At 31.4% G+C, this 4,911-nt stretch carries 3 protein-coding genes; all 3 read right to left on the bottom strand.

Annotated elements, in window-relative coordinates; translation table 11 throughout:
• Positions 1 to 295: 295 nt before the first annotated feature.
• Positions 296 to 637 carry a DUF2149 domain-containing protein gene (locus Q0138_RS06330; RefSeq protein ID WP_297982174.1) on the bottom strand — a complete coding sequence of 114 codons (342 nt, stop codon included), beginning with the start codon at positions 635 to 637 and terminating at the stop codon, positions 296 to 298.
• A 91-nt stretch (positions 638 to 728) separates the two neighbouring features.
• Positions 729 to 1,376 (bottom strand): MotA/TolQ/ExbB proton channel family protein, encoded by a 648-nt coding sequence (locus Q0138_RS06335; RefSeq protein ID WP_297982175.1) that lies wholly within the window; start codon positions 1,374 to 1,376, stop codon positions 729 to 731.
• Between the two features lie 472 nt (positions 1,377 to 1,848).
• The gene (locus Q0138_RS06340) at positions 1,849 to 4,761 is read right to left on the bottom strand and encodes a hypothetical protein (protein WP_297982176.1); all 2,913 of its coding nucleotides are present in this window, start codon (positions 4,759 to 4,761) and stop codon (positions 1,849 to 1,851) included.
• Positions 4,762 to 4,911: the final 150 nt, after the last annotated feature.

Here is a 4,911-nt window from a genome sequence, read left to right on the forward strand (position 1 = left end):
CCAAGAAATTAAAACAGTTTTTCAAATTAATAAATTAATTAATAAATTAATAAATTAATAAATTAATAAATTAATAAATTAATTAAAAAATTAATTAATTAATAATTAAGAAAAATTATTATTCAAATATTAAAAAATTGAAAAAAAATAAAACAATTAAAACAACAACTGAAAGAAAAAAAGCAAATTACAAACCAATGAAAAAAAATTAAAAAAAAAACAAAACTAAAAAAATAATAAAAAAATGTTTTTAATAAAAAAATAAAAAATGGAATATCAATTTAAAAAAAGACAACTAGTTTTCAATCATGATCAGTTTTCCCGTGCTGGAATCCTGATAAACCTTACCCATCTCAGTATAACCCTCTCCAGATGAGTTGGAAATCTCAGGAGTTTCATTTAACTGCTGGCCTTGGTCTACTTCAGTTACCTCTTGCATGGCTTCAATTGCCGCCTGCTTCTGTTCCTGACTAATGTCCTCATTAAAAACAATTGATTGCATATTCCAACTCAAGACAAGAAAAACTATTAAGCCAACTGCAATAACCAACATTGCATCGACCAAATTAGCCACTCCAGCCATAGGATCCTCTTCATTACTTTCATCAAAACTGTTCTTACGACTAATTTTCACCATAAAAAAACAATCCTCTCATAAAATAATAAAATCAAATATTCTAAAACCCAACTATAAATATAAAAACTTTAGCATACTCAAGAAACAAAGATCAAATATTTTTAAGCCTGGATAAAACAACATCAGTCAATACATCCATATTCTCAATATATTCTCCATACCATCTGCGTCTGATTTTACTTATTACATAAGCAACAGCACCAGCGCCAATACCTACAACAGTAGTGTCAAAAGCTACTATGATTGCATTTGACAATGTAATAATATCACCGCTACCTAATGCCGCAAGACCAGGCCCCATTGGAATTAAAGTTCCCATCAAACCAAGAGTAGGTCCAATACGTGTAATGATGTCGGTATATGACAAACGCTTATCCAATTTCTTCTCACGAGAGCTGAGAAGTTTTTTTGCAAGTGCAACACGGGACTCCATATCCAAATCATCGGATGAAACAATTTCCCTCAAATCATTTTTCTGAGAATTGGGAATATCAGCAGAATCAATAACTGACAATATTTCAGAAGAACTGTTAGAATGTGAAATGCCATTAATCAAGCTTTTCATTTCATCATTTGAAACTTTTTTACGACCTATAAATTCACGAATAAGACCTCCAAGTAAAATAATTACTCCTATTGCAAAAATAAGCAAGAATATTATTACCGGAATCTGCAAACTCTGACTAACAGTATCCAAAATATTTGTTAAAACATTAGAACTAACTGTTCCATTAACCATTAAATAACAACCTCCTAAATAAATTAAAATTATTAAATTCTATTTTAGCATTAAACTAAAATTTAATTAAAAATCAATAAAATTTCAATAAATAAGCAATTAAGTAAATCCTTAAAAATCATTGAAATAAAAACTTTTAATTAAATTTTAATTTAAATAATCATTTTAATTGATTAAAACATTTGAAAACTTATAATTCATACCTTAAAAAAATAAAAATTAATTTAAATAATCTTTTTAACTCTCCTTAAAAAAATAAAAATTATCTAAATAATCTTTTTAACTCTCCTTAAAAAAATAAAAATTAATTTAAATAAACTTTTTAACTCTCCTTAAAAAAATAAAAATTAATTTAAGAATATTATATTTTCCTTTAAAAAATAAAAAATAAAAAATATATAAATGGATTTAATTAAAGTTAAAAAATTTCCTTTAAAAATCCAAAAATATATTACTTAAACTAAATTTTAACTTATTCTTCCTCTTCAATATCCTTTTGACGCTTATATCCAATAATGATTAAAGCCAATGCAAAAATGCATATGACTGCCAATGACCCATAATTGACTGATTTAACTACAATTTCATCTGTTTTCTCATCAAGCTCGTAAGCGTTATGAGCCGCTGAAGCTCCGCTTAGGCCAGGGCTTGAACTGGAAGTTGAAGCAAGAGAAGATTCCTTAGAGACACCTGGATTAACATTAACGCTCATGTCAGAATTTTCAGATTCCTGATTTTCTGAATCTTGGCTTTCAGTTGAATCACTTAGCTCTTCAGATGATTCTCCAGGGCTTGAATTATCATCAGCATCTTTCTCCTCATCTTTATCACTTGAATCGCCTTCATCGGTTTTTTCATCAGGTTCCTCTTTAGGCTCATCGTTTTCCATAGGAACTGTCTGATTTGTGTCATTATTGGTCTCAGTCGAATTGTCATCAACTATAGGATTAGTCACATTATCCACATCAGTATTGTTAACAGGCTCAGTGCTGTTATCTGGGACCGTATTATCAATAGGCTCGGTATTGTTAACTGGATCAGTTTCATTAACCGGGACTGTAGCGTTTTCTGAATTTGCAGGAACTGTAGGATTTACAGGTTCAGTCACATTGACATCTTCAGTTGTATTGTTATCTGCAGGGTCAGGATCTTTAGGATCTATAGGAACATCCACTTCAGGATTTGTGGAGTTTGTATCTGTAGCATTATCAATGCCTCCTTCTGCAGTGCCATTTGTTGCATTTGTTGCATTAGTGACATCAGTAATGTTTCCTCCTACTGTTCCGTTTCCAGTGCCATTTCCATCTTCAGTTCCATTGACAATAGAATCGCTGCCGCTGGAGCCGTTTCCAACAACGTCATCACCGCCATTATCTATAAAACCTGTGCCGTTACCTGTACTGTTAGAAAATCCTGTTCCATTAGATGCAGTATTGATTGCATTTGTTATCCAAGAAAAATCGGTTTTTACACGATCATTATCACTGTTAAGATAATCCTTAAGCCAATCTGAATAATAGTCCTCAGACATATTATTCTTGAACTTACCGTTGGTATTGTTCTTAGCAACAGTGCCTGAAGGCTTATCAATCTGACCGTTGGTACTTGCACCAGTCTTATTCGAAGTGGTTGTAGTGTTCAGGACATTATTGGAAATTGTGGAATTTACTGTAGTTGAGTTCTTAACATCACCAATCAACTTAACTCCATAATTACCGTTTGTAGTGATATTGTTAAACTGAATGTTATAGCTATGGCCACCGCCAGTGTTCTGAATATAACTGATTCCATAAACATTGGCATTGGACTTATAGTCGCCAAGATTATTGACAATGATAGTGTTATTCAATATCAAGTCATTAGAATCCTGAACCTCAATTCCTGTTACAAGACACCAAGAAGGATTGGTCCCATCATTGCTTGCATTGCCTGTAACATTAATGAAGTTGCTAATGATGTCAATTGAGGTATCACCATAATAATTTTGAGAGTAGATACCGCAATTAGGTCCATTATTATAAGTAGTCAAATTATTGAAAGCAATCTTAACATTAGACACAGGCCCATTGACAACAATACAATATGCAGTTCCCATACCAGACTTTCCGCCATTGGTAACAACTGAAATATTATTGTTGATAAAAGTCACATCGCTAAGGCGATAAAGGTCAACAGCCTGAAGATAATTATCCTCACCCCTTTGAGTATAAAAATCCTCACACAAAATGGTATTGTTCTCAAAAAGAGAATAGCTGCAGCCATAAAGAATCACAGTATCCAAAGTAGGATAATTCTTAGAACCTCCATTAACGGAAGAATGAATATAATTATTGGACAAGGTAAGATTCTCACAATAATCAGCAGCCAAAGCAGCTACAGTGTCCATGCTGACACTGCCATACTCACCTGAAAATCCATACATGATGAACTTGATAGGCAACTCGCAATCAATCACATTCCCATAAACCAAACTGTCATGAGTATTTCTTAAAAACACAGGATAAGCATAATCATACATGCCCAATGGATGAGCCCTAAAGTTAATGGTATTGTTAATCAAGGACAGATTAACAAAATCATTATGATGGCCATTGGAATAGATTCCAAAGACAGTGCAGTTATAAGGGGCATCATAATCAATAGTGCAGTTATACACAGTCACATTGTCCCCATGAACAAATATTGCAGAATGCTCATTCTCAGGAAACTCCTTATCTAAAACCATATTGACATTTGACAATAGAAGATTAGAAGCATTCAATGCAAAGACAGTATTGTTAAACAAAGAATTGCGCCCAAGAACCTTAGTGTTATTCAAATCAATACAGATGACTCCTAAATTATCAAAACAACCATCAAAGACAAGAACACATCCACCATAATCAGAACGCAATACATTAAACTCATCAAAGAAAATGTTAAAATTGTCCGAATTTACAAGAAATGTATAATTATCATCAAAAGTATCATTAGAGACTAAACCATTAGAATCAACATTAAAATCATCAAAAGTATCATTAGAGACTAAACCATCATTAGAATCAACATCAGAAGAGATTAGTTCAGACTTTAAATCATCATTAGAAGCATTACTACTTTGATTTTCACCATCAATAGAATCTCGAAGAGAATTCTTTTTTAAAGAAGAATAAGAATCTGGAATTACAGAACAATTATTTTCACCATCATTCAATTCACAATTTGAATCGGCAATATTTTCACATACAAGATCATCTGATATGCCTTCCAAAACAACTGAATCTACAGTATCCCCAGCAAAAACACTTGAATTTGATACAATATCCTCATTCGCTGAAACTGCAGAAACACAAATCAAAAGAAGAAAAATGAGTGAAAACAATAAAAACAATTTATTATTTCTCAATACTTATCCCCCATAAATAAAATTTAACATCTTAATTTTTTCTAAAAAAGAAAAATAAATCCTCCAAAGAAAAAATACTAAATTAATATTTTCTCAAAAAGAAAAATAAATCCTCCAAAGAAAAAATACTAAATTAATATTTTCTCAAAA

Origin of the sequence: uncultured Methanobrevibacter sp. (assembly GCF_937906425.1) — an archaeon.
Lineage (GTDB): Archaea > Methanobacteriota > Methanobacteria > Methanobacteriales > Methanobacteriaceae > Methanobrevibacter.

Bases quoted from the DNA above. Each gene is read 5' to 3' on its own strand.
- Q0138_RS06330 (WP_297982174.1), bottom strand. From the start codon at position 637: ATGGTGAAAATTAGTCGTAAGAACAGTTTTGATGAAAGTAATGAAGAG.
- Q0138_RS06335 (WP_297982175.1), bottom strand. From the start codon at position 1,376: ATGGTTAATGGAACAGTTAGTTCTAATGTTTTAACAAATATTTTGGAT.